This window comes from Roseateles asaccharophilus (assembly GCF_004362405.1).
Taxonomy (GTDB): Bacteria; Pseudomonadota; Gammaproteobacteria; order Burkholderiales; family Burkholderiaceae_C; genus Kinneretia; species Kinneretia asaccharophila.
In genome coordinates this window covers 525,838-549,589 of the sequence record NZ_SNXE01000001.1, presented here as the reverse complement: position 1 = coordinate 549,589, position 23,752 = coordinate 525,838, and the positions used below count along the sequence as shown (strand labels likewise).

20 protein-coding genes are annotated in these 23,752 nt (G+C 63.7%); 13 read left to right on the top strand and 7 right to left on the bottom strand.

The window, feature by feature from the left end:
- Window positions 1-95: 95 nt before the first annotated feature.
- A complete protein-coding gene (locus DFR39_RS02460) occupies window positions 96-1,367 on the bottom strand; it encodes a Glu/Leu/Phe/Val family dehydrogenase (RefSeq protein WP_133601937.1) in 1,272 nt (423 codons plus the stop codon).
- A 290-nt stretch (window positions 1,368-1,657) separates the two neighbouring features.
- Here DFR39_RS02460 and DFR39_RS02455 point away from each other — a divergent pair, with 290 nt between their 5' ends.
- The 6 genes from DFR39_RS02455 (at window position 1,658) to DFR39_RS02430 (ending at window position 7,808) form a co-directional block, all read left to right on the top strand.
- Complete coding sequence (locus DFR39_RS02455; protein ID WP_409845763.1) at window positions 1,658-3,655, top strand: monovalent cation:proton antiporter family protein; 1,998 nt, start codon at window positions 1,658-1,660, stop codon at window positions 3,653-3,655.
- Between the two features lie 83 nt (window positions 3,656-3,738).
- A complete protein-coding gene (locus DFR39_RS02450) occupies window positions 3,739-5,001 on the top strand; it encodes an acyl-CoA dehydrogenase family protein (protein WP_133601936.1) in 1,263 nt (420 codons plus the stop codon).
- Between the two features lie 105 nt (window positions 5,002-5,106).
- Complete coding sequence (locus DFR39_RS02445; protein WP_133601935.1) at window positions 5,107-6,591, top strand: GGDEF domain-containing protein; 1,485 nt, start codon at window positions 5,107-5,109, stop codon at window positions 6,589-6,591.
- A gap of 38 nt (window positions 6,592-6,629) precedes the next feature.
- Window positions 6,630-7,172: an adenine phosphoribosyltransferase gene (locus DFR39_RS02440; RefSeq protein WP_133601934.1), complete on the top strand. Its 543-nt coding sequence runs from the start codon at window positions 6,630-6,632 to the stop codon at window positions 7,170-7,172.
- 11 nt (window positions 7,173-7,183) lie between these two features.
- Window positions 7,184-7,417, top strand: a complete 234-nt coding sequence (locus tag DFR39_RS02435; protein ID WP_133601933.1) for a DUF2805 domain-containing protein — start codon at window positions 7,184-7,186, stop codon at window positions 7,415-7,417.
- Window positions 7,407-7,808 (top strand): DUF2237 family protein, encoded by a 402-nt coding sequence (locus DFR39_RS02430; RefSeq protein WP_133601932.1) that lies wholly within the window; start codon window positions 7,407-7,409, stop codon window positions 7,806-7,808. Before DFR39_RS02435 ends, DFR39_RS02430 begins: the two co-directional genes overlap by 11 nt.
- A 16-nt stretch (window positions 7,809-7,824) precedes the next feature.
- On the opposite strand, the gene mnmE is transcribed toward DFR39_RS02430, so the two are convergent.
- The 5 genes from mnmE to rpmH form a co-directional block, all read right to left on the bottom strand.
- Window positions 7,825-9,213, bottom strand: coding sequence for a tRNA uridine-5-carboxymethylaminomethyl(34) synthesis GTPase MnmE (gene mnmE, locus DFR39_RS02425; RefSeq protein WP_133601931.1), 1,389 nt, complete (start codon window positions 9,211-9,213; stop codon window positions 7,825-7,827).
- A 246-nt stretch (window positions 9,214-9,459) separates the two neighbouring features.
- On the bottom strand, window positions 9,460-11,118 hold the full coding sequence (gene yidC / locus DFR39_RS02420) for a membrane protein insertase YidC (RefSeq protein WP_133601930.1): 1,659 nt from the start codon (window positions 11,116-11,118) through the stop codon (window positions 9,460-9,462).
- On the bottom strand, window positions 11,115-11,465 hold the full coding sequence (yidD, locus tag DFR39_RS02415; protein WP_133601929.1) for a membrane protein insertion efficiency factor YidD: 351 nt from the start codon (window positions 11,463-11,465) through the stop codon (window positions 11,115-11,117). The genes yidC and yidD overlap by 4 nt, the downstream gene beginning before the upstream one ends.
- A 3-nt stretch (window positions 11,466-11,468) precedes the next feature.
- The gene (locus DFR39_RS02410; RefSeq protein WP_162849384.1) at window positions 11,469-11,990 is read right to left on the bottom strand and encodes a ribonuclease P protein component; all 522 of its coding nucleotides are present in this window, start codon (window positions 11,988-11,990) and stop codon (window positions 11,469-11,471) included.
- A 17-nt stretch (window positions 11,991-12,007) separates the two neighbouring features.
- On the bottom strand, window positions 12,008-12,142 hold the full coding sequence (rpmH, locus tag DFR39_RS02405; protein WP_054021782.1) for a 50S ribosomal protein L34: 135 nt from the start codon (window positions 12,140-12,142) through the stop codon (window positions 12,008-12,010).
- Between the two features lie 392 nt (window positions 12,143-12,534).
- On the opposite strand from rpmH, the gene dnaA reads away from it, so the two are divergent.
- The 3 genes from dnaA (at window position 12,535) to gyrB (ending at window position 17,856) form a co-directional block, all read left to right on the top strand.
- Complete coding sequence (gene dnaA, locus DFR39_RS02400) at window positions 12,535-14,013, top strand: chromosomal replication initiator protein DnaA (RefSeq protein ID WP_133601927.1); 1,479 nt, start codon at window positions 12,535-12,537, stop codon at window positions 14,011-14,013.
- Between the two features lie 96 nt (window positions 14,014-14,109).
- Window positions 14,110-15,234: a DNA polymerase III subunit beta gene (gene dnaN / locus DFR39_RS02395; protein ID WP_133601926.1), complete on the top strand. Its 1,125-nt coding sequence runs from the start codon at window positions 14,110-14,112 to the stop codon at window positions 15,232-15,234.
- A 114-nt stretch (window positions 15,235-15,348) separates the two neighbouring features.
- Window positions 15,349-17,856 carry a DNA topoisomerase (ATP-hydrolyzing) subunit B gene (gene gyrB / locus DFR39_RS02390; protein WP_133601925.1) on the top strand — a complete coding sequence of 836 codons (2,508 nt, stop codon included), beginning with the start codon at window positions 15,349-15,351 and terminating at the stop codon, window positions 17,854-17,856.
- Between the two features lie 286 nt (window positions 17,857-18,142).
- Here gyrB and DFR39_RS02385 read toward each other — a convergent pair whose 3' ends face one another.
- Window positions 18,143-18,652: a hypothetical protein gene (locus DFR39_RS02385; protein ID WP_211343769.1), complete on the bottom strand. Its 510-nt coding sequence runs from the start codon at window positions 18,650-18,652 to the stop codon at window positions 18,143-18,145.
- Between the two features lie 261 nt (window positions 18,653-18,913).
- Here DFR39_RS02385 and DFR39_RS02380 point away from each other — a divergent pair, with 261 nt between their 5' ends.
- Genes DFR39_RS02380 through DFR39_RS20445 form a run of 4 tightly spaced genes read left to right on the top strand, consistent with a single transcriptional unit; the run spans window position 18,914 to window position 23,722 of the window.
- A complete protein-coding gene (locus tag DFR39_RS02380) occupies window positions 18,914-19,804 on the top strand; it encodes a phosphoribosyltransferase-like protein (protein ID WP_133601924.1) in 891 nt (296 codons plus the stop codon).
- Complete coding sequence (locus tag DFR39_RS02375; protein ID WP_133601923.1) at window positions 19,791-21,686, top strand: ORC-CDC6 family AAA ATPase; 1,896 nt, start codon at window positions 19,791-19,793, stop codon at window positions 21,684-21,686. The genes DFR39_RS02380 and DFR39_RS02375 overlap by 14 nt, the downstream gene beginning before the upstream one ends.
- A complete protein-coding gene (locus DFR39_RS02370; RefSeq protein WP_133601922.1) occupies window positions 21,683-22,600 on the top strand; it encodes a hypothetical protein in 918 nt (305 codons plus the stop codon). Before DFR39_RS02375 ends, DFR39_RS02370 begins: the two co-directional genes overlap by 4 nt.
- Before the next feature lie 6 nt (window positions 22,601-22,606).
- Window positions 22,607-23,722, top strand: coding sequence for an N-6 DNA methylase (locus DFR39_RS20445; RefSeq protein WP_419789833.1), 1,116 nt, complete (start codon window positions 22,607-22,609; stop codon window positions 23,720-23,722).
- Window positions 23,723-23,752: the final 30 nt, after the last annotated feature.

Below are 23,752 nucleotides of genomic sequence, written 5' to 3'. Positions count from 1 at the left end.
CATCCTCCCTTTGGCATCTTGTTGAAGTGGCGGTGTAGTGTGCCAACAAAAAAAGGGCGCCATTCGGCGCCCCTGTGGCTAGATGCCCTGGCAGGTCAGGGATACAGACCGCGTTCTTCGCGGGCTTCCAGCACGCGGGTGCAGGCCACGGTGAAGGCCGCCGTGCGCAGGGAGATGCGGTGCTTCTCGTGGGTTTCCCAGATGCCCTTGAAGGCGCCGATCAGGATCTGGTCCAGACGCACATTGATCTCGTCCTCGGTCCAGAAGAAGCTGGAGAAGTCCTGCACCCATTCGAAGTAGGACACGGTCACGCCACCGGCGTTGGCAATCACGTCCGGCACCACGACGATGCCGCGGTCGGCCAGCACGGCGTCGCCGTCCGGGGTGGTGGGGCCGTTGGCGCCTTCCAGCACCAGGCGAGTCTGCAGGCGCTGGGCGCGCTCGGCCGTGATCTGGCCTTCCAGGGCCGCCGGGATCAGCACATCGCTCTTCACATCCCAGAAGCTTTCGTTGGACGCATGGTCGGCCCCCTTGAAGCCGGCCACGCCACCGGCCTGGGCCACATGGGCCAGCAGGTCGGCCATGTCCATGCCCTTGTCATTGACGATGGTGCCGCTGTGGTCCTGCACGGCCACGATCTTGGCGCCATTGGCGGCAAACATCTTGGCCGCCACCGAGCCCACATTGCCAAAGCCCTGGACCGCGATGCGCGCACCTTCCATGGGCACGTTCAGACGGCGCATGGCCTCGCGCCCCACCACGAAGACGCCGCGACCCGTGGCCGCCACGCGGCCCAGCGAGCCACCCAGGGGGATGGGCTTGCCCGTGACCACGCCGGTGGCGGTGGCGCCCACGTTCATGGAATAGGTGTCCATCATCCAGGCCATGATCTGGCCGTTGGTGTTCACGTCCGGCGCGGGGATGTCCTGCTGCGGGCCGATGATGATGCCGATCTCGCTGGTGTAGCGGCGCGTGACCTTTTCCAGTTCCTTCATGGACAGGGTCTTGGGATCCAGGCGGATGCCGCCCTTGGCGCCGCCATAGGGCAGATTGACCGCCGCGTTCTTGACCGTCATCCAGGCCGACAGGGCCATCACCTCTTCCAGCGTGACGTCGGGGTGGTAGCGCACGCCGCCCTTGCCCGGGCCGCGGGTCAGGCTGTGCTGCACGCGGTAGCCCTCGAAGTGCGCGATGGTGCCGTTGTCCATCTCAATGGGGATGTCCACGATCAGGGCGCGCTTGGGACGGCGCAGGGTCTCCACCCAGCGCGCCAGCTTGCCCAGATAGGGCTCGACCGCGTCGATCTGGGAGAGGTAGGTGCCCCAGGGACTGTTGCGCGTGGGAGAGACGAAAGACAGGTTGGGCATGAATGAAATGCTCCGTAACTTTTGAGTGGCGCGAACGGTATCGCGAAGCCGGCAGCCCGAGGAGCCCGTCTCGAAGCCGAGTGCACATGCGGCCATGCGGCCCGTGCATAGAGATGCAAACTATTCTCTCGACCGCACTTCAGCGCAATTTTCTTGCGTCAAAAATAGGAGGGCTTACCCTGATGGCCGTCAGCCAGGGCATGCACATGCAGGCTGTGCATGAGCATGCCCGACCCTACCCCGGGGCAATGCTGGCCGCCCGGGCGCTGGCCAGCCCTTAATATGCCCCGATGATCACCTCGCTGGACCTTGCCCTGCTGTATCTCGTTGCCGCCGTTCTCGGGGTTGTGGTCTGCCGCTCGCTCAAGCTGCCGCCCATGCTGGGCTATTTGGTTGTGGGGGTGCTGATCGGGCCCAATGCCCTGGCCCTGGCGGGCGACAACGCGGCCATCCGCTATCTGGCCGAGTTCGGCGTGGTCTTCCTGATGTTCGTGATCGGGCTGGAGTTCAATCTGGCCAAGCTGCGCAGCATGCGCCACCTGGTCTTCGGCCTGGGCCTGCTACAGGTGCTGCTGACCATCGCGGGCACCTTGCTGGGCCATGTCATGCTGCTGCACGGCCTGGCCCTTTTGGGTGTGCAGTGGGAGCTGTCCTGGCAAGGCGCGCTGGTGCTGGGCGCGGCCATGGCCATGAGTTCCACCGCCATCGTGGTCAAGCTCATGGCCGAGCGCCTAGAACTGGAGAGCGAGCATGGCCGGCGCGTGATGGGCGTGCTGCTGTTCCAGGATCTGGCCGTCGTGCCCCTGCTGGTGATGATTCCCGCCCTGGGCAGCGAGGGCGGCAGCATGCTGCAATCCCTGGGCTGGGCGGCCATCAAGGCCGCGGCCGTACTGGGCGTGCTGCTGCTGGGCGGACAGAAGGTGATGCGCTGGTGGCTCACCCTGGTGGCGCGGCGCAAGAGTGACGAGCTCTTCATGCTCAATCTGCTGCTGGTCACCCTGGGCCTGGCCTGGGTGACCGAGCACGCCGGCCTGTCCCTGGCCCTGGGCGCCTTCGTGGCCGGCATGCTGATTGCCGAAACCGAGTACAAGCACCAGGTGGAAACCGACATCCGCCCCTTCCACGATGTGCTGCTGGGCCTGTTCTTCATCACCATCGGCATGATGCTGGACTGGCGCCCGGTCTGGGAGCAGTGGCCCCTGGTGCTGGCCTTGACTCTGGCGCCCACCCTCGCCAAGTTTGTGCTGATCACGGGGCTGACCCGCCTGATGCGGGCCCCCACGGGGGTGTCACTGCGCACCGGCCTCTACCTGGCTCAGGCGGGCGAGTTCGGCTTTGTGCTGCTGACCCTGGGGGCCGCACACCATCTGATCGCCCCCCAATGGGTGAGCCCCGTGCTGGCCAGCATGGTGCTGTCCATGCTGGCCACGCCCATCCTCTTCATGTACAGCAACCGCATCGTGATGAAGCTCTCGGCCAATGACTGGCTGATGCAGTCGGTGCAGCTGACCACCATTGCCAAGAAGTCCATCAAGGCCGATGCCCACGTCATCATCTGCGGCTATGGCCGCAGCGGCCAGAACCTGGCCCGCCTGCTGGATGCCGAGCACATCCCCTACATGGCCCTGGACCTGGACCCGGACCGCGTGCGCCAGGCCGCCGCCGCAGGCCAGAGCGTGGTCTTCGGCGACGCAGCGCGGCTGCAAAGCCTGATGGCCGCGGGCCTGGCCCGCGCCAGTGCCGTGGTGGTGAGCTATCACGACACGCCCTCGGCGCTGAAGATCCTGCAGCTGGTGCGCTCGCACGCGCCCCAGGTGCCGGTGGTGGTGCGCACCATCGATGACACCGATCTGGAGCGGCTGCGCGCCGCCGGTGCCACCGAGGTCGTGCCCGAGGCCATCGAGGGCTCCCTGATGCTGGCCAGCCATGCCCTGGCCCTGGTGGGCGTGCCCATGCGGCGCGTTCTGCGCCTGACCCGCGATGCGCGCGATGCCCGCTACGGCCTGCTGCGCGGCTATTTCCACGGGGCGGATGACGACACGGCGGATGAGCGCGAGCAGGCCCGCCTGCGCTCCGTCACCCTGCCTCCGGCCACACCGTTTGCCCAGCAGCCCCTGGGCCATCTGGCCCTGCATGCCACCGGGGTCTCGGTCGTCTCCATACGCCGCCTCAGCGGCGCGGTGGTGGCGGCCACGGACGAGCTGCTGCTGGACAGCGGCGACACCCTGGTGCTGTCCGGCCGCCCGGAGGCCCTGGCCCTGGCGGAAGAGAAGCTGCTGCGGACCTGAAGAGGGCTGGCGCCTGCGCGACAGCCAGGCGCTGCGGGCTGCGCGACACTCATTCGTCATCGCAGCCCAGGACGCCGCCCGCCATGCACTTCGACTACAGCCCCAAGGTCCAGCAACTGCGCGAGCGACTGCTGGCCTTCTTCGACCAGCACATCTATCCGAATGAGCGCCGCTTCCATGAAGAGGTGGAGGCCAATCGCCGCGCCGGCAATGCCTGGGTGCCCACGCGCCTGATCGAGGAGCTCAAGCCCCTGGCGCGCGAGGCCGGGCTGTGGAATCTGTTCCTGCCCCGCTCGGCGCGCGCCCCCGAGGGCCTGTCGAATCTGGAATACGCGCCGCTGTGCGAGATCATGGGCCGCGTGGCCTGGGCGCCCGAGGTCTTCAACTGCTCGGCGCCCGACACCGGCAATATGGAGACGCTGGAGCGTTACGGCAGCGAGGCCCAGAAGGTCCGCTGGCTGGAGCCTCTGCTGCACGGCGAGATCCGCTCGGCCTTTCTGATGACCGAGCCCGATGTGGCCTCCAGCGACGCCACCAATATCGAGTGCTCCATCGTGCGCGAGGGTGAGGAGTACCTGATCAATGGCCGCAAGTGGTGGTCCAGCGGTGCGGGCGATCCGCGCTGCAAGCTCTTCATCGTGATGGGCAAGACCGACCCCACGGCGGGCCGGCATGAGCAGCAGTCCATGATCCTGGTGCCGGCCGATGCGCCCGGCGTGCGCGTGATCCGGCCGCTCAGCGTGTTCGGCTATGACGATGCGCCCCACGGTCATATGGAAATCGAGCTGAAGAACGTGCGCGTGCCCGCCAGCAACATCCTGCTGGGAGAGGGCCGCGGCTTCGAAATCGCCCAGGGCCGCCTGGGCCCCGGCCGCATCCACCACTGCATGCGCTCCATCGGCGCGGCCGAGCGTGCCCTGGCGCTGATGTGCCAGCGCGCCATCGCCCGCCACGCCTTTGGCAAGACCATCGCCCAGCAGACGGTGACGCAGGAACGCATCGCCGAGGCGCGCTGCAGCATCGAGCAGGCGCGCCTGCTCACGCTCAAGGCCGCCTACATGATGGACACCGTGGGCAACAAGGTGGCCAAGGCCGAGATCGCCATGATCAAGATCGTGGCGCCGAATATGGCGCTCAAGGTCATCGACTGGGCCATCCAGGTGCATGGCGGCATGGGCGTCTCGGACGACACGCCCCTGGCCTATATGTGGGCCTTGCAGCGCACCCTGCGTCTGGCGGATGGTCCCGACGAGGTCCACCGCAATATGCTGGCCAAGCTGGAGCTGTCCGCCCACATGAAACTGCCCGCCGACAGCGTGCAGCCCCCCATCACCCGCGGGGCCTGACAGGCGGCGCTCAGGGCCGCAATCCCCCCATGGGAGGGCCCTGGCGCCATTGCGCTCGGGGGGCTAGCATCGCCTGCTTCATCGGTCAGCACACGCCCCCCGCCCATGTCCCGACCCCTGCCACCGCGCACCTGGCTTCCCCTGGCCCTGGGCCTGGGCCTGCTGCTGCAGCTGCTGGTCTGGCTGGGCGCCCTGGGTGCCGAGGCACTGGCGCCGCGCCTGCCCTGGCTGGCCGGGCTCAGCCTGGCCCTGAGCCTAGCCGTGGCGGCCCTGGCCCTGTTTGCGCTGGCCTATGAACGGGCGCGTGCCGAACGGGCGCGCACCACGCTGGAAGAGGCCATAGACGCCCTGCCGGCCAGCGTGGAGATCTTCGACGCCCGCGACCGCCTGGTCGCCTTCAACAAGCGCCTGGTGGAGCTCTACCCCCACAAGCTGCGCGAATTCCAGCGCGGCGCCAGCTTCGAGCAGCTGGTACGCGCCTCGCTGGAAAACGGCGGCGTGCCCGAAGCCCTGGGCCGCGAGTCCGAGTGGCTGGCCGAGCGCAAACGCCAGCGCGGCACCCAGACCGCTCCCCTGCTGCAGCGCGTGCACGACGATATCTGGCTGCATATCTTCGAGCGCCGCACGCCCTCCGGCGGCATTGTGGGTGTGCGCCTGGAGGTGAGCGAGCTGGTGCGCGAGCAGCAGCGCCTGGCCGCCAGCCAGGCCCATCTGCAGGCCCTGATCCACGCGGCCGGCAGCGGCATCGTCTCCCTGGACACCGAGGGCCATATGCTGGAGGTCAATCCGGCCTGCGAACGCCTGTTCGGCTTTCCGGCCGCCGAGCTGCGCGGCAGCCACCTCAGCATGCTGGTGAACAATCTTCCTGCGGGTCCGCAAGACCTGGCACGAGCCCGCGACGGCCAGGAATTCAGCGCCCGCCACCGCGACGGCCACGAGCTCTGCGTGCACCTGGTCGTGGCCGAAGTCCGTACCGCCACCACCCATATCTTCGTGGGCATGCTCACCGACCTCAGCGAGCGCAAGCGCCAGGAGCTGCGCCTGCGCCAGGCCAATGAGCTGCTGGCCCGCCAGTCCACCACCGATGGCCTCACAGGCGTGGGCAACCGCCGCCTCTTCGACCAGGCCCTGCAGATCGAGTGGCAGCGCAGCGCACGCGCCGGCACCCCGCTGGCCATGCTGCTGGTCGATATCGACCACTTCAAGCAGTACAACGACCACTACGGCCATGTGGCCGGCGACGACTGCCTGCGCCGCGTGGCCACCCTGCTGCGCTCCTGCGTGGGCCGCGGCGGCGAGCCGGTGTGCCGCTACGGCGGCGAGGAATTCGCGGTACTGCTGGTGGACACCGATCTGGCCGGCGCCCAGGTCGTGGCCCAGCGCTGCCTGGACAGCGTGCGCCTGGCGGCCATTGAACATGCGGCCTCGCCGCTGCGGCCGGCGGTCAGCCTGTCCATCGGCGTGGCGGCCTGCGTGGCCCAGGCCGATCATCCCGCCCAGCGCCTGATCGAGGCGGCAGATGCCGCGCTCTACCAGTCCAAGCAGGGCGGACGCGCCCGCATGAGCAGCCACATGCAAAAAGTCTGCTGAATCGGCCCAGCGGCGCCGCCCGCGCGACAATCGGGCCCATGCAAGACGCCCTCGCCTTCTTGAAACAGCAGATCCGTACCGTGCCCGACTGGCCCGAGCCGGGTGTGCAGTTCCGCGATATCACGCCCCTGCTGTCCAATCCGCGCGCCTTCCGCGTGCTGATCGACCAGTTCGTGCACCGCTACTTCGACCAGCAGCCCACGGCTGTGGCCGGGCTGGACGCGCGCGGCTTCATCATCGGCTCGGTGCTGGCCTACGAGCTCAACATCGGCTTCGTGCCCATCCGCAAAAAGGGCAAGCTGCCCTTCACCACGGTGGAAGAGACCTATGAGCTGGAGTACGGCAATGCCACGGTGGAGATGCACACCGATGCCGTGAAGACCGGCGACCGCGTGGTGCTGATCGACGACCTGATCGCCACCGGCGGCACCATGATGGCCGGCAAACGCCTGCTGGAGCGCCTGGGCGCCACCGTGATCGAGGGCGCCGCCATCGTGGACCTGCCCGAGCTGGGCGGCTCCAAGCGCCTGCGCGACAGCGGCCTGCCGCTGTTCACCCTGGTCGACTTCGAGGGCCACTGAGCCCCCCACCCATGGCCAAACCCATTCCCCGCCTCAGCCCCGAGCAGATCCAGGCCGTCGTGAAAACCGCCTGGGAAGACAGCCCGCCCTACAACAAGGTGCTGATGGAGCATGGCGTGGGCGCCGGTGCCCTGGTGCAGCTGATGAAGCGCGAGCTCACCAGCAGCGCCTTCAAGCTCTGGCAGGCCCGTGCCAAGGCCACCAAGGCGCCCACCGTCAAAGCCCGCTGGCCCTATGGACGCTGACCGCGAAAGCTCCGCCCAGGAGCCGCCCCTGCCCCTGGGCGCCCTCAATGTGATGGGCACGCCCCTGGTGCCCTGCTCCTACGACCCGCTCACCGGCTTCTTCCGCGACGGCTGCTGCAACACCGACGCGCAGGACCTGGGCAGCCACCTGATCTGCGCCCGGGTCACCGAAGAATTCCTGCGCTTCTCGCAGGCCGCAGGCAATGACCTGAGCACCCCGCGGCCCGAGTACCGTTTTGCCGGCCTCAGGCCCGGCGATCGCTGGTGCCTGTGCGCCCTGCGCTGGCTGCAGGCTTATGAAGCCGGTGTGGCTCCGCCCGTGGTGCTGGAGAGCACCCACATCCAGGCATTGAAGTTCGTGACGCTGGAGCAGCTCAGGGCGGCGGGCTGAGGGGCTGCCGCCCGCCTCACTTGCCAATACAAAAGCTGCTGAAGATCACCCCCAGAAGCTCATCCGCCGTGAAGGCGCCGGTGATTTCGCCCAGGGCATCGTGGGCCAGGCGCAGCTCCTCGGCCAGCAGGTCCAGTGCGGGAGGCTGCTGGGTGGAGACGGCGTGGGCCAGCTCCAGATGCTCGCGGGTGCGGCGCAGGGCCTGCACATGGCGCTCGCGCGCGATGAACTGGCCCTCGGGCACGGTATGCCAGCCCACCTGCTCGAGCAGGCGCTTTCGCAGCGCTTCCAGGCCCGCGCCGGTCTTGGCCGAGAGCGTGAGCGCGCCGGCGGGCAGGGCCTCGGCGGCCACGGCATCGGCCTTGTTGTAGAGCTGCAGGATGCGGGCCGGGTCCACGGCGGCCAGGCGGGCGCGGATCTCGGCGTCCTCGGCCTCGTAGGCGGGCTCGCCCACGCGGGTGAGGTCGTGCAGGAAGAGCACCACGTCGGCGTCCTGGATGGCCTCCCAGCTGCGCGCCACGCCGATGCGCTCCACCACGTCCTCGGTCTCGCGCAGGCCGGCGGTGTCGCTGATGTGCAGGGGCACACCCTCGATCTGTATGGTCTGGCTGACCTTGTCGCGCGTGGTGCCGGGAATGGGCGTGACGATGGCCAGCTCGGCGCCGGCCAGGGCGTTGAGCAGGGAGCTCTTGCCCACATTGGGCTGGCCGGCCAGCACCACCTTGATGCCCTCGCGCAGCAGGGCGCCCTGGCGGGTGCGGTCCAGCACGCCGTCCAGGCGCTCGGTCAGGCGGGCCAGGCGGCCCAGGGCGTCGGCCTGCTGCAGAAAGTCGATCTCCTCTTCGGGGAAGTCCAGCGTGGCCTCGACCAGCATGCGCAGCTGGATCAGGGCATCGCGCAGGGCCCCCACCTCGCTGGACAGCGCGCCCGAGAGGGCGCGGCTGGCGCTGCGGGCCGCGGTCTCGGTGCTGGCGTCGATCAGGTCGGCCACGGCCTCGGCCTGGGCCAGGTCCAGCTTGCCGTTGAGAAAGGCGCGCTGGGTGAATTCGCCGGGTTCGGCCAGGCGGATGTGCTTGAGCTCGGGCGTGGCACCTGCCGCCTCCAGGCAGCGCGCCAGCAGCAGCTGCAGCACCACGGGCCCGCCATGGGCCTGCAGCTCCAGCACATGCTCGCCGGTATAGCTGTGCGGCGCCGGAAAGAGAAGGGCCAGGCCCTGGTCGATGGCCTCGCCGGTGGCGGCGCGAAAAGGCAGGTAGCTGGCCTCGCGGGGCTTGAGGCTGCGGCCGCACAGGGCCTGCACCAGCGGGGCCAGGTCTTGCGGTGAGGAGACACGCACGATGCCCACGGCGCCCCGTCCGGGGGCGGTGGCAATGGCGGCGATGGGGTCCTGGTGACGCGAGAGCATGGCGCGATTGTCTGACGTTTGTCAGCCCTCACCCGGCACAGAAGATGGCGCGGGGGAGGCTGCGCCGGAAACTCTCGTGAGCGTCCGGTGCCAGCCCAGCCCGCCGCCCCAGGGTTCAGACATCGAACCGGTCGGCGGGTCACTGCCCCGCATGAGCCCATTAAAGCCCCCAGCGCCCCATGAAAAAAGCCCCCAGACGGGGGAGCGTCCGGGGGCTTTCGTGATGGAGTGGCGTTTGGGCCGGCTTCAGTGCTGTACGCCCATCTGCTTGTTGATCATCCACTGCTGGGCAATCGACAGGATGTTGTTCACCAGCCAGTAGAGCACCAGGCCCGAGGGGAAGAAGAAGAACATCACGCCAAAGGCCAGGGGCATGATCCACATCATCTTGGCCTGCACCGGATCCGGCGGGGCCGGGTTCAGCCAGACCTGGAACAGGCTGGTGACCGTCATCAGCACGGGCAGGATGTAGTACGGGTCCTTGGCCGAGAGGTCGGTGATCCACAGAATCCAGGGCGCGTGGCGCATTTCCACGCTGGACAGCAGCACCCAGTACAGGGCGATGAAGAAGGGCATCTGCAGGAAGATGGGCAGGCAGGACCCAATGGGGTTGACCTTCTCCTCGCGGTAGATGCGCATCATCTCCTGCTGCATCTGCTGCGGCTTGTCCTTCAGGCGCTCGCGCAGCTCCATGATGCGCGGGTTCACCGCCTTCATCTTGGCCATGCTGCGGTAGGCGCTGGCATTCAGCCAGTAGAAGGCGATCTTGAGCAGCACCACCAGGGCGATGATGGCCCAGCCCCAGTTGCCCAGCAGCTTGTGCAGCTGGTCCAGCAGCCAGAACAGGGGCTTGGACAGGATGGTGAACCAGCCATAGTCCTTCACCAGCTCCAGACCGGGGGCCAGCACGGCCAGCTTCTTCTCTTCCTGCGGACCCACGAAGAGCAGGTCTTCGGCGCTGACGCTGGCACCGGGCGCGGCCTGGCCCATGGGGAAGACCATGCCGACGGTGTAGAGGTTGTTGTCCACCTTGCGCGCGAAGAACTCGCGCGGGCTCTGCGCATTGCGCAGCCAGGCACTGGCGAAGTAGTGCTGCACCATGGCCACCCAGCCATCGCTGGCGCTCTTCTCGAACTCGGCCTTGTTCTTGCCGATGTCCTCGAAGTCCAGCTTCTGGAACTTGGCCTTGTCGGTGTAGACGGCCGGGCCGGTGAAGGTGGCGTAGAAGCTCGACTCGCCGGGGCCGGCGCTGCCGTCACGCATCAGCTGCACATAGAGCTGGGGCGACAGGGGGGCCGCGGAGAGGTTCTGCACCTCGTGCTTGACCGAGACGGCGTAGTCGCCGCGCTTGAAGCTGTAGGTCTTGATCAGCTTGACGCCGCCCATCTCGGGCGACTCGAAGCGCACCACCAGCTCCTGCGCACCCTCGGCCAGCTCGCGGGCGCCGGGCTGCACGGTCATGGCGTTGAGGTGGTTGGGCGCACCGGCAATGCCCACCAGACCGGTCTGGGCCACATAGGTGTGGCCGGCGCTGCGCTTGAGCAGCACCACATTGCCGCTGGGATCGCTCTCGTCCTTGTGCTTGAGCAACTCGACGCGCACCAGGCTGCCGCCCTGGCTGTCCAGGGTGGCCTTGATCACATCGGTGCGGATCTCCACGGTCTCGCTGGCCGGTGCCTGCACCGTCGTGGCGGGTACGCCGGGGCTGCCGGCTGCGGCGGTGGCCGCCGGCAGGGCCGCCGAGGCCGGCACGCCGCCCGCGGGCGCCGACGCGGCCGCGGCCGGCTTGGCCGGCGCGGGACTGAACATGGAGGGGTGACCGTTGTGCTTTTGCCAGCCGTCCCACAGGAGGACCAGCGACATGGTGAACACCACCCACAGCACGGTGCGGCGTATATCAGTCATGGGGAAGCTTCTTGGTTGGAAGAAGAAGAGGGAGAGGAAGGGGCATCGTCGCGCCTGAGACCGCCGCCGAAGCGGCTGAACAAGCGTGGCGGATTGTCGGGCACCGGATCATGCCCGCCCAGACAAAATGGATTGCAGCGCAGGATGCGCGCTGCGGCCAGATAGCTGCCGGCCAGGGCGCCATGGCGCTCCAGGGCCTGCAAGCCATAGTTGGAACAGCTGGGCTGGTAGCGGCAGCCGGCCTGCAGCCAGTGGCTGAACAGCAGCTGGTAGCCACGCACCAAGCCCATCAGCAGGCGCTGACCCAGGCTGCGGGGCTGCGGATCGGTGCTGCTGGCGTTGCTCATGGCTCAGGCACCCGTGGGGGCGGCCGGCGCGGGGGCCGGCTTGGCAGGAGGCAGGGGCCGTGGCGGCCGGGCCAGCTTGCCCACCAGCTGGGCCAGCTCGTCGCGCGCAGCCAGGCGCAGCGCCTCGGAGGCGGCGCTGGGGTACTCCTTGCGATCGAAAGGCGCACGCAGGCGCACCACCCAGAGACCGGGCGGCACCACACCACGTTCGGCACCGCTGGCGAAAGCGGCGCGAATCTGGCGCTTGAGCAGGGAGCGGGTCACGGCGCGGCGGGCGTGGCGCTTGGGCACCACCAGGCCCAGCCAGCAACCCTGGGGCAGGGCCTGTACCAGGGTTTCATCCACAAGGCTGTGGGCCACCTGTGCATCAGCTGTTGATAACTCAGCAGCTTCTGTGGACAAGTTTCGTCCAGGCAGGCTGGGAACGGCCGTGACATGGTAAGCGGCGAAGTGGGGGCTTCGCACCCGACTGGGCGCCCCCAACACGCGCTCAAAGTCGGCCGATCGCTGGATGCGGCCGATCACGATCTTTGCGTCCCGGCTTAGACGGCCAGGCGCTTGCGGCCCTTGGCGCGGCGCGCAGCGATCACGGCGCGGCCGCCGCGGGTCTTCATGCGAACCAGGAAGCCATGGGTACGGGCGCGACGGGTCTTGGAAGCTTGGTAAGTGCGTTTCATGCTGGAACCTCTACGAAGGCGAGTAATGCTAGGTGCGCTAACTGCGCCTAGGGGGCTGTGTTTGCAGCCCAGGTCGGTTAGCTCGGAGGAGATGGGCGGCTGCCATCGCGCCGGGCTTCTGAGCCCTCTCAGATCGATGCAGCCCCGGGCCCTGGCAGCTTGCGGCAAGCCCGAGTCCGACGCCGGCACCCGATGCCCGGCACCCGCGCGCCTGAACCTCCAGCGCCCGGAAAACCCGCGATTACACCAAAAATCCCCAGGGCGGTCAACGAGCGTCAAGCCCCAACTGGGGATTAAGAGGGATTGACCCGGCCGAAATTTCTGTGGATAACCTGGGGTCTGGCGGCCCCAAGACCCGTACAATCCGGCCGCTCAAGAACAAGTTTTCCACAATGAGCGCTGATCTCTGGCAGCGCGGCTGCGAACGGCTGGCCGCGGAACTGCCCGAACAACAATTCAACACCTGGATCCGCCCCCTGCCGCCGGCCGACGTGGCCGATGGCGGTGCCGATGGCGTGCTCGTCTCCCTGCGTGTGCCCAACCGCTTCAAGCTGGACTGGATCCGCAACCAGTACGCCGGCCGCATCGAATCCATCCTGAGCGAGCTGGCCGGCCGCCCGGCCCGGCTGGAGCTGGCCCTGGCCCCGCGCGAGCCCCTGGGTCGCGTGGCCCAGCCCGCCAACCAGCCCGTGGCCCTGGGCCAGGTGCTGCACAAGGGCATGCACCCCGCGTCCACCCCCGCCGCGCCCTCGTCCGCGGCCCCGGCCCAGGTCTCGGTGGCAGCGCCGGCCGCCGTGGCCGCCCAGCCGGCCCCGAACCTGGCGGCCCAGACCCCGCCGCCCAGCGCCAGCCGCCACCGCATCAACCCGGCCCTGACCTTCGACACCCTGGTGCCCGGTCGCGCCAACCAGATGGCCCGCACCGCCGCCCTGCATGTGGCCGGCGCGCCGGGTGCCATGTACAACCCGCTCTTCATCTACGGCGGCGTGGGCCTGGGCAAGACCCACCTGATCCACGCCGTGGGCAATGCCCTGCTCAAGGACAAGCCCGATGCGCGGGTGCTTTACCTGCACGCCGAGCAGTTCATCTCCGACGTGGTGAAGAACTACCAGCGCAAGACCTTTGACGAGCTCAAGGCCAAGTACCACTCCCTGGACCTGCTGCTGATCGACGATGTGCAGTTCTTCGCCGGCAAGGACCGCACGCAGGAGGAGTTCTTCAACGCCTTTGAAGCCCTGCTGGCCAAGCGCGCCCACATCATCATGACCTCGGACACCTACCCCAAGGGTCTGGTGGACATCGACGAGCGCCTGACCAGCCGCTTCGACGCCGGCCTGACGGTGGCCATCGAGCCGCCCGAGCTGGAGATGCGGGTGGCCATCCTGATCAAGAAGGCCGAGGCCGAACAAGCCCCCATGCCCGAGGACGTGGCCTTCTTCATTGCCAAGAACGTGCGCGCCAATGTGCGCGAGCTCGAGGGCGCCCTGCGCAAGGTGCTGGCCTACAGCCGCTTCTCGCACAAGGAAATCAATATCCAGCTGGCCCGCGAGGCGCTCAAGGACCTGCTCTCCATCCAGAACCGCCAGATCTCGGTGGAGAACATCCAGAAGACCGTGGCCGACTTCTACAAGATCAAGGTCGCGGACATGTACAGCAAGAAGCGCCCGGCCAGCATCGCCCGGCCGCGCCAGATTGCCATGTACCTGGCCAAGGAGCTGACCCAGAAGAGCCTGCCCGAGATCGGCGAGCTCTTCGGCGGCCGCGACCACACCACCGTGCTGCACGCGGTGCGCAAGATCGGTGGCGAGCGCCAGAAGAACACCGAGCTGAACCAGCAGCTGCATGTGCTGGAGCAGACGCTCAAGGGCTAGGGTTCCTCCAGCCAGAAACACCCCTTAACTGGGTGAAAATAGGCGGCATTGCCCAAAAGGCGGCTTAACTGCCAAAACCAGCGGAGAGAGGTCGAGATGATTGTGTTGAAAGCCACCCAGGACAAGGTGCTCGCGGCCCTGCAGGCCGTGGCCGGCATCGTCGAGCGGCGCCACACCCTGCCCATCCTGGCGAATGTGCTGATACGCAAGCAGGGCTCGCAGATCGAGCTCACCACCTCGGACCTGGAAATCCAGGTCCGCACCACGGCCGAGCTGGACGGCGACGCCGGCAACTTCAGCACCACCGTGGGCGCGCGCAAGCTGATCGACATCCTGCGCTCCATGCCCTCGGACCAGACGGTCAGCCTGACGGCCAATGCCAGCAAGCTCACCCTGCAGGGGGGCAAGAGCCGCTTCACCCTGCAGACCCTGCCGGCCGACGACTTCCCCCTGGTGCAGGAGGCTGCCGACTTCGGCCCCGCCTTCAGCGTGCCGCAGAAGACGCTCAAGGGCCTGATCAACCAGGTGCACTTCGCCATGGCGGTGCACGACATCCGCTACTACCTCAACGGCATCCTCTTCGTGGCTGAGGGCAAGACCCTCACCCTGGTGGCCACCGACGGCCACCGCCTGGCCCTGGCCCAGGCCCAGCTCGAGACCGAGATCCCCAAGCAGGAGGTGATCCTGCCGCGCAAGACCGTGCTGGAGCTGATGCGCCTGCTCAAGGACGGTGGCAAGGGCGAGGAGGAAGAGCAGCCCATCGAGATGCGCTTTGCCGGCAACCAGGCCAAGTTCAGCTTCTCGGGCATGGAGTTCGTCACCAAGCTGGTCGAGGGCAAGTTCCCCGACTACAACCGCGTGATCCCCAAGAACCACAAGTTCAAGGTCACCCTGGGCCGCGCGCCCCTGCTGGCCAGCCTGCAGCGCGCCGCCATCCTGACCAGCGAGAAGTTCAAGGCCGTGCGCCTGAGTTTCGAGCCCGGCCTGCTCTCCATTGCCTCCAGCAATGCCGAGCAGGAAGAGGCCAAGGAGGAGATCGAGATCGACTACGGCGGCGACCTGATCGAGACCGGCTTCAACGTCACCTACCTGATGGACGCCCTCTCGAACATGAGCCAGGACATGGTCTCCATCGACCTGAACGACAGCGCCGCCAGCGCCCTGATCACCATCCCGGACAACGACGGCTTCAAGTACGTCGTGATGCCGATGCGGATTTGAGGCCCGCCGGCCTCAAACCCGCTTTGCGGTGCATGTTTGCACCCCCTGCCCCCGCCACGCGGGGGTTCTAGTTAGTGAGTTGTAGCGGCCGCTACGCGGCCTTGAGTACCTGCCATGAGTGACAACACCACCCCCCAACAGCCCACCGACGGCGGCGATTACGGCGCCAGCTCGATCCAGATCCTGGAAGGCCTGGAGGCGGTGCGCAAGCGCCCCGGCATGTATATCGGCGACACCTCGGACGGCACCGGCCTGCACCACCTGGTGTTCGAGGTGGTGGACAACTCCATTGACGAGGCCCTAGCCGGCCACTGTGACGACATCATCGTCACCATCCACACCGACAACAGCATCAGCGTCATCGACAACGGCCGCGGCATCCCCACCGGCGTCAAGATGGACGACAAGCACGAGCCCAAGCGCTCGGCCGCCGAAATCGCCCTGACCGAGCTGCACGCCGGCGGCAAGTTCAACCAGAACAGCTACAAGGTCTCGGGCGGCCTGCACGGCGTGGGCGTGAGCTGCGTGAACGCGCTCTCCAAATACCTGCGCCTGACCGTGCGCCGCGATGGCAAGGTGCACCAGATCGAGTTCAAGAAGGGCGTGCCGCAAGACCGCGTGCTGCAAATGCGCGACGGCTTCGAGGTCAGCCCCATGCGCGTCATCGGCGACACCGACAAGCGCGGCACCGAGGTGCACTTCCTGCCCGACACCGAGATCTTCCAGCAGAACAACGAGTTCCACTACGAGATCCTGGCCAAACGCCTGCGCGAGCTCAGCTTCCTGAACAACGGCGTCAAGATCCGCCTGGTCGACGAGCGCAACAACAAGGAAGACAACTTCGCCTACGCCGGCGGCGTCAAGGGCTTTGTCGAGTTCATCAACAAGGGCAAGACCACCTTGCACCCCAATATCTTCCACGCCGTGGGCGAGAAGGTCAGCGAGCAGGGCACGAACATCGGCGTGGAAGTGTCCATGCAGTGGAACGACGGCTTCAACGAAAACGTCCTCTGCTTCACCAACAACATCCCGCAGCGCGACGGCGGCACCCACCTCACCGGCCTGCGCGCCGCGATGACCCGCGTCATCAACAAGTACATCGAGGACAACGAGCTGGCCAAGAAGGCCAAGGTCGAGGTGGCCGGCGACGATATGCGCGAAGGCCTGGCCTGCGTGGTCAGCGTCAAGGTGCCCGAGCCCAAGTTCAGCTCGCAGACCAAGGACAAGCTGGTCTCCAGCGAGGTGCGCGCGCCGGTGGAAGAGATCGTCTCGCGCCTGCTGACCGACTACCTGCTCGAGAACCCGCTGGACGCCAAGACCATCTGCGGCAAGATCCTCGACGCCGCCCGCGCCCGCGAGGCCGCCCGCAAGGCCCGCGAAATGACCCGCCGCAAGGGCGTGCTGGACGGCCTGGGCCTGCCCGGCAAGCTGGCCGACTGCCAGGAAAAAGACCCCGCCCTGTGCGAGATCTACATCGTGGAGGGTGACTCCGCCGGCGGCTCCGCCAAGCAGGGCCGCGACCGGAAGTTCCAGGCCATCCTGCCCCTGCGCGGCAAGATCCTGAACGTGGAGCGCGCGCGCTACGAAAAGCTGCTCACCTCCAACGAAATCATCACCCTGATCACGGCCATGGGCACCGGCATCGGCCGCGGCGCCGGCAGCGATGACTTCAACCCCGACAAGCTGCGCTACCACCGCATCATCATCATGACCGACGCGGACGTGGACGGCGCCCACATCCGCACCCTGCTGCTCACCTTCTTCTACCGCCAGATGCCCGAGCTGGTGGAGCGCGGCCACATCTACATCGCCCAGCCGCCGCTCTACAAGGTCAAGGTCGGCAAGCACGAGCAATACCTCAAGGACGGTCACGAACTCGACGCCTTCCTGCTCAAGGTGGCCCTGCAAGACGCCGAGCTGCGCACCAGCGCCGAGGGCGGCGAGGTGCTCAAGGGCGAGGCCTTCGAAACCCTGGCCCGCAAGTACGTGCTGGCCGAGAACGTGATCGAGCGCCTGTCCAACTGGATGGACTTTGAAGCCCTGCGCGTGCTGGCCTCCGGCCTGGCCATCAACCTCGACACCAAGGAAGCCGCCGAGGAAGCCGCCCGCGCCATGCAGGCCGCGCTCAACGAGGCCGAAGTCACCAGCGAGTACGACGCCCGCACCGACAAGCTCTTCCTGCGCATTGCCCGCAAGCACCACGGCAACACCCGCGCCAGCATCATCAATGCCGACTTCGTGCACGGCGCCGACTACGAGGTGCTGGCCGAAGCCGGCCGCACCTTCAAGGGCCTGGTGGGCGAGGGCGCCGTGGTCAAGAAGGGCGAGGGCGAAAAGGCCAAGGAAAGCGCCGTGGCCGACTTCCGCGCCGCCATGGCCTGGCTCATGCAGCAAGCCGAGAACGCGGTGGGCCGCCAGCGCTACAAGGGCCTGGGCGAAATGAACCCCGAGCAGCTCTGGGAAACCACCATGGACCCGAACGTGCGCCGCCTGCTGCGCGTGCAGATCGAAGACGCCATCGAAGCCGACCGCGTGTTCACCATGCTCATGGGCGACGAAGTGGAGCCGCGCCGCGACTTCATTGAGACGAATGCGCTCCGCGCAGCGAATATCGACGTGTGATTCGTCTTAGCCGTCGGGGGCAAGTAGTACTTTGCGCGGCCCGTACCCCGCAAGTTGGCGAAGGGCCCGTGTAGTGGACACCGCAACGCAGGCTCATCGCACCCCAGCGCAGCGGCACTGGCAGGAGCCATAGGGTTGACAAGCGCTTGACACGGAGTGCCACCCCGTAAGCTGGCACGACAAGAGCTGCTGGTCTGGCTCAATTCGCGTGCGCACTTGGCGGAGGAGCGCACTAGTTTCAGCGCTAGGTGCCCAGATGACTGACGATGTCCCAGAGCTACCGACATCATGCCGCACCTGTACAGCCCACCGATATAGCGATTGCATGGTCAAGCTCGCGTGGCTGATTGGAGCCGCTCGCCTGCAAGTTGACCTGGCGGAATTTTCGCCATGCGTAGTATTCGGCCGACACGTTGTTCTTGTTCCATCCGTGGTCGGCCGTAGCAACCCTTGCCTCCTTGGGTGTCACCGTCGGATTGGCGTCCAGCCAATCCCATACTGCTCGGCAGACACCTCCGGGTGCGGGTCGCCTGACGCCATTGCGCACCTCCAGCTGCGCTCGGGCAGTCGGTTGGCGTTCAATTTCGGCACTTAGAGTCGCTGACATCGGCACAGTGGGCGGCGCAGCGCCTTGAACACACTCGCAGCCAGCCTTACCGTCCACGAAACCGAAGCGCACATCGTCGCCGTCCTTGTGAACCGTGATGACCACGTGCTCTGCGGGGATCCCGGCTTGAACACCAGCGCGCCGTGCGTTCGTCCGTTTCGTATAGGCCCAAGTTTCCATGTTGCCCATATCAGTTGATGGAGGGCAAACGGTAGGGCTGCGAACGAAGGCGGCGCAAGCGATAGACCGACGCCGCGTCAGTCAATGACGGCCCGCTTCCTCGAAACCGCCTCCTTCTGCGCCCAACGTCCAAGAGAACCCCACCCCCAACCATGCGCCAGGCATGGAACAATTGCAAATCAGAGCAGGCGCCAACGCCTAATGGCTGACGAACCAAATAATGCTGATGCTCCGTTCGATTCAAATAATATTCATCCAGGGGGATGACCGGTGCGCGTAGACGTATATGTAAAGGATGTCCTGGCCCGCTGCGAGGCGTTAAAGCGAGCAGGAATGTGGCTATCGGAGCCAACGATTCGGCCGCGAGCTTGGATCGAGAATTTTGACGATAACGACAAAATCCTAGCCGCTCAATTGCTAGAACGCTTCGTCTTCTATAATCAGAGGCTCACTGATTCACTATTAACAACGTCGTTTTACAGCATTGCCGATGGACTGAAGAAAGGCCCCACCGCGCCCGCGAGAGAACAGCTGCTGCAAGCATTACCAAATGCCGTCTTCACGCCCGTTTCCGGCGAGACCCCGAATCCTACAGATTCGGGCTATTTTTTATGCCGCCGTACACGCCAAGTCCTGAATGTTGATGAGGCCCAAATAAAGATTACGAGTGAAGCGATTAAAGCAGCAGAAGCCGGGCAGCCCGTCGTTTTCGTAGATGACTTTATTGGCTCCGGTGATCAGTTTTTAACCACATGGCAAGACAGCAGCACCGGGACCTCTTTCGAGGCGATTCAGTCCAAGGTCGGTTTCACTGCCATCTACGTCAGCCTTGTCGGCACCGAAATGGGCATCACCAATATTGGTAATAAGGCGCCTTCCGTGGCAGTATGTGTAACGCACAAAATCGACGACCGCGGAACACTCTGGGGGCTTCAGGCGTCAAATCAATCGCTGTATAGCCAGATCGATTCACTATTAAAAAGATACACGCCGAGACTTACACCGCACGATGCATACATGCATCAGCAGCAGTATTTAACATATGGGTACAAGCATCGCGGGCTCTTCTTTGCCTTCGAACACTCCGTGCCCGACGCAACATTGCCGATTTTCTGGTGTCGTGGCACCAATAACTGGGAGCCATTAATTGAGCGAACCTAACCCTCAAACCCAGGCCGCAACACTTCGGCAACTATTTGGGGACAACAGAGCCGAGTGGCCAGCCGCCAACTTTCGAGATCTGTTCGTCACTCCAACCTACTTGACAAAGCTGGAGGCACGCCGCCCGTGCATACTGGTTGGTGGACGTGGCACTGGCAAAACGACCGCACTACAGTCTTTAAAGTTTGATTCATGTCTTGAACGGCTGAAAGATGCTGGGCAGTCATTCGGCGATCAAGAGTACTTCGGATTCTTAATTCGAATCAATAAGAATCGAGTCAGAAGTTTTCATGGACGGGACGAGACTTTAGATTGGGCGAAGTACTTCTCACACTACTTCAATCTTCTCGCATGTTTCGAGCTCAGCTCGCTTACAAGCTGGCTGCAGGATCAATCAGGCAAGGCCTTTCCTAAGGAGGCCATTCAAGCCATTGCGACTGATCTCGGGATTCTTGACTTCTCTGGCACATCTGCACCAGAGCTGGACACTGCGATCAAGAATCAGATCTCAAAGCTCCAGCTCAAAGTAAACAATCCAACGAGTTCACTAGAAGTCGTTCTGTCCATGGCTGAGTCGCCTATACGTACTTTTGTGGATGCATTGGAAGAACACGGGTTGTTAGACGGGCGCATCATATTTTGCTGCATTGACGAATATGAAAACTTGCTTGATTATCAGCAAGCAATCCTGAATACCTACATCAAGCATGCATCGCCGCCCTTGTCATACAAGATTGGCGTCCGAAAGAATGGCTTAAGAAATCGACAAACTCTGGACGGACAAGATCTACTGAAGACACCGGACGATTACTATGAAATCGAGATTGCCGACGAAGGTTTTGAATATTTCGCCAAACAAGTTGCCTCGGTAAGACTAAGGGCAGCGCGCGCTAGTGGCGTCCCTGTCCCTGGAAAACTCTCTGAATTCTTGCAGGACCTTAGTTTTGGCGAAGAAGCCGAACTACTGGGAGCGAGCCGTGTGGCGAGAGCGGTTCTGCAAGAACTACAAGGCACTGACGAATTTGAATATTTTCAGTCAAAACCTGCCCATGAGACTTATTTCCTCAAATACTGGCAATCCAGCGAAGGCAGCTCCCTAACCAACCTCGCAAAAGACTGGATCGCAAACGAGCGCGAATGGCAAGTCCGCCTCGGAAACTATGGATACGCGAGCTTGTTCTGGCTGTCAAAGGGCAATAAAGGGGCCCGAATTAGGAAGTATTACTGCGGTGAGCGGATTTTTTTGGCGCTCGCGAGCGGCAACATCCGTTACTTCCTTGAACTAATTGACTGCTCGGTTACTCACGAATTATCAGATGGCAAGGCATTCCCGACCATTCTCAGCCTCTCACCAAAATCTCAAACACTAGCGGCACGAGAGGTCGGAGAACGGCGACTAAACCAGCTAGAAGGCCTTGCGGACCACGGAGTTCAGCTAAAGCGACTAGTTCTTGCCATCGGCAAGGTGTTCTTTGAGCTCGCACGCGAACCATTAGGAAAAACTCCTGAGGTAACGTCGTTTGTCTTATCGGGCAAAGCAAATGAGATTTCAAAGATATCTGACATGCTCAGTGAAGGTGTGGGCCACCTAGCGTTTGAGGTGGAGCCGGGGACCAAGCTTACGAGCCGAGCCGAAACTCGTGAAGACGAGTACAGACTCCATCGTATATTCAGTGCATTCTTCGAAATCTCTCATCGAAAGAAGAGACGAATGACATTTGATGCTCAGGACCTGATCGCCGTGCTTGGCGATCATCCCGGGCGGGCAATCTCATCGATGCTTGAGAACAAGCCACAAGTCGAAGAGGACGAGCTTCCCGAACAGCTGGCGCTCTTTTCAGCGTTCTATGGCGACACCGAAACTGGGGCCGCGCAGAAATGAAAATGCCGCCGGAACACACCCTGAGGTTCGACAGCTTCAGACTTACGGACCTGCTTGTCGACGAGACTGTTATTTCAATTGAAACCTCGCCAGAAGAGCGTGGCAGGATCGATGCTTGGGAGGAATTGAAGCGCGCAAAATCTGACCGCCTCATCCTAGTGCAGGACACCACCCCCGACACAGTCACAGTGTTGAGCAGGAATGAGAGCCAAACTGTCCAACTAACAGATGGCGCTCGGCTTGTTTCGCTGGCCGATAGCGACAATGTACTCATTGATATCACCGCTTTGCCGCATCATGTTTGGGCGCCGGTATTTCAGGCCCACCTTAAGGCGGGCAAGCAGGTTCGCGTTCTATATGTCGAACCTGACGGCTATAAAACACATCCCTCCCCAGCATCAGCAAACCTATTCGATCTGAGCATATCATTTGGCGGCCTTTCGCCCCTACCCGGTTTTGCGAAGCTCGCTGGTCCAGCCGATGACGAACCCGCGCTCTTTGTTGCATTTCTTGGTTTCGAAGGGAACCGTGCTGAACGAATAATTAATCAGCTAGAGCCACAGCCAAGAGTAATTCCCGTAATTGGGGCACCTGGATTTCAAATCAACTATCCAGCGATAACAGTTGCCTGCAACCGATCCTTTCTTAACGAATTCGACTGCAATGCCGACATTCGACTAGCTAAAGCAAGTTGCCCGTTTGAGGCGTTTGAGACGCTAGCCTCAATACGCCAAGACTTTCCCGATCATTACTTGTACATAGCTCCTGTAGGTACGCGTCCGCATGCGCTTGGAGCACTGCAGTACGCGATAGCTAACGAGAGTCATTGCGAGATACTATTTGATCACCCTGTTCGACAATCTAACCGAACCAATGGCCGAGGTCTCATTCACGTCTTCAGCTTCGCCCCTTGAGAAGATATGACAGCTGGGATTGACTCCGACAAATACTACACACCGCCTGCTATAGCCAGCCGCGCGCTTGAGCGTGCGCAACTTGCAAGCACACCCACCATCTGTGCCGACACGGCTTGTGGTTCGGGAAGCCTGCTCGCTGCAGCAGAAGAAGTACTGGAAGCAAGGCACTGCTTGGGGATTGATAGTGACCCTCTCGTGATTCGGCAGCTTCGGCGGGAAAAGCCGGACTGGCGCCTGTATGTTGGAGACCTCCTAAAACGGCATCGCCCCCCACCCACTGATTTCCCTGGAACGTGCTATGGCGTAGATTTGCTCGTCCTGAACCCACCTTTCAGTTTGGGTTCGAGGAAATATGTCACTGTCAAATACTCAGGGCACTCGGTGAAGTGTAGCGTCGCAATGGCTCATATCTTGCGAAGCTTGGAACTATTCAGACCAAACCAGGGCGCTATTGCGGTTGTACCTGAGTCACTGCTTTATTCGAACACCGACCAAGACGCTCGCGAGCTTCTTGATCAGGACTTCTCTCTCACCGAATTACTGCAACTTAGCATTTACACCTTTAAAGGCGCGCGGGTCAATTCGTCATTTGTACAATTCAGAACCCCGAGTGGCAGACCTCTTTCTTCGATCGAAGTTATGCCACAGCCAGAAGATTCAATCCCAACAACCGTAGTACGCGGTGGGTTGCAGATGCATGCCTTTGAGCGAGCTCCATCTGGCGTTCGAGTTATTCATTCAACAACACTCAGATCTATTGCAGATGCCGGAATTACCGCGGCCACCGAAAGGACATGCGCTGTCGCCAAGGGTCGAATATCTGGATGGATGTTGCTGCTACCGAGAGTCGGCTCACCTAAAGAAGAGGCATTTCGCGCCTTCTATTCCAAAGACGCAATTCAACTATCAGATTGCGTGATAGGAATGAAGTTCCCCTCAAAGGTCGCAGCATTTAGCGCTCAGCGGCGAATTCGAGCCCATTGGAAATCCCTCCTATGCCTATATAGAGGGACAGGCGCGCGATACATCACAATTGATCGCCTTGTTGACTGGCTGTATGGTATTGGCATTCATGATCGCAATGCCATGAAGGAAATGAGTGAGCTCACCCTTATTTAGCTCAAGGGAATCTTGCGCACCAATGAGAAA